Annotated in this window: 1 protein-coding gene and 1 pseudogene; both read left to right on the forward strand. The window is 62.8% G+C overall.

All coding sequences use genetic code 11. From position 1 onward, the window contains the following. Positions 1-562, forward strand: a pseudogene (locus tag EOB59_RS34755) (hypothetical protein); the annotation flags it as partial. Beyond that, positions 559-1,332 carry an IS21-like element helper ATPase IstB gene (istB, locus tag EOB59_RS34760; protein WP_128178206.1) on the forward strand — a complete coding sequence of 258 codons (774 nt, stop codon included), beginning with the start codon at positions 559-561 and terminating at the stop codon, positions 1,330-1,332. The pseudogene EOB59_RS34755 and the gene istB, both read left to right, overlap by 4 nt. Positions 1,333-1,518: the final 186 nt, after the last annotated feature.

Here is a 1,518-nt window from a genome sequence, read left to right on the forward strand (position 1 = left end):
GGGCAAGGTCGAGCGCCGGGTTCGCGATCAGCGCATGGCGCTCGAGCCTTACGGCCGATCATTTTCGGATTTGTCCGATCTGCAGAGTTGGACGGATGCTCGCCTCGAGGCCTTGTCGCAGCAGCGCCGGTGCCCGGCGACAGGAACGAGCGTCTCCGAAGCCTGGAGGGATGAGGCGCAAAGGCTGACGCCTGTGCCAGCGACCCTGCCCGAGCCGTTTGATGCCGTCGCCACACGCAGCGTCGGCGTCGACGGCTTGGTGGCGTTCGAGGGGCGTCAGTACAGCGTGCCGTTTCGCTTTGTTGGCCAGCAGGTGGAGATTCGAGGAACGGCCACGAGTGTTCAGATCCTCAAGGCTTGCGAGACCATAGCCGTTCATCCTCGCAAGACGGACTCCCGACTGGTGATCGACCAGGCGCATTACGATGGCCCCAGCACCGACCGGGTCAAGGCGCCGCCGCCCCTCGGGCGCATGGGCGCCAGAATCCAAGAGCTGGCTTCCACCCCGGTCGCCCAGCGCTCGATCGATCTCTACGCCGCCCTTGCGGAGGTCGCCCGATGAGTACACCCAAGCTCGATATTGACCGTACGCGCACCAAACTGAACACGCTCGGCTTGACCTACGCCGCCGGTCATCTCGACTACCTCCTGGCCGAAGCCGTGGCCAAGGAGATCGCCCCCCACGCCTTTCTGGATCGCCTGCTGGAGAGCGAATGCTCTGGACGTGAGGAGCGGCGGGTGAAGGTCTCGTTGAAGATGTCGGGACTCCCGACAGGCCAGACCCTGGAGAATTTCGACTTCGCCTTCCAGCCGGCGATCGAGCGCTCGCGGATCGACACCTTGGCCACGGGCGCCTGGATCCGCAACGCCGAGACCGTGCTGATGCAAGGCCCGCCTGGCGTCGGAAAGACCCACCTGTCAGTCGCCCTGGGGACACGCGCCATCGAACTGGGTTTCTCGGTTCTCTATTATCGCTTTGACGAACTCATGACCGCGCTCAAGGTCGATGCTGGACTGCCGCCCTCGCGCCTGAAGCGTCGACGCTACATGAACATGGCCTTGCTCATCATCGACGAGCTCGGCTTCGAGCCCATGACCCGAGAAGAGGCCAGTCTCTTCTTTCGCCTGATTACCTATAGATATGGCCGCGGCGCCATCCTGATCACCACCAACAAAAGCATCCGCGACTGGACCGAATTGCTCGCCGGCGACGAGATCCTGGCCATCGCCATCCTCGATCGACTCTTGCACCATTCAAACGTGCTCAACATCAAGGGACGATCTTACCGCCTGCGCGATCTGGAAGAGGCTCTCAGGATCGCAAACGCCTGATCAGCCCCACACACCGGCCGATGCAAGGCGCGCGCCGACTCTTACGGTCCGCGCGCCTTGCATCAGCCTACTGCCAGGAGAACGTAAGAATGGGTGTCGCCTTAGCTCGTAAAACTGGCCGTCGCTTGACATATGGCATGAGCCGGGCCGAACTGTTTGCCGCAGTGGACGCTCCGGCGCTGAGAC

It is taken from the genome of Mesorhizobium sp. M7A.F.Ca.MR.176.00.0.0 (assembly GCF_004023165.1).
Classification (GTDB): domain Bacteria; phylum Pseudomonadota; class Alphaproteobacteria; order Rhizobiales; family Rhizobiaceae; genus Mesorhizobium.

Excerpts from the sequence above, each read along its gene's own strand:
- istB (WP_128178206.1), top strand. The coding sequence starts at position 559 with ATGAGTACACCCAAGCTCGATATTGACCGTACGCGCACCAAACTGAAC.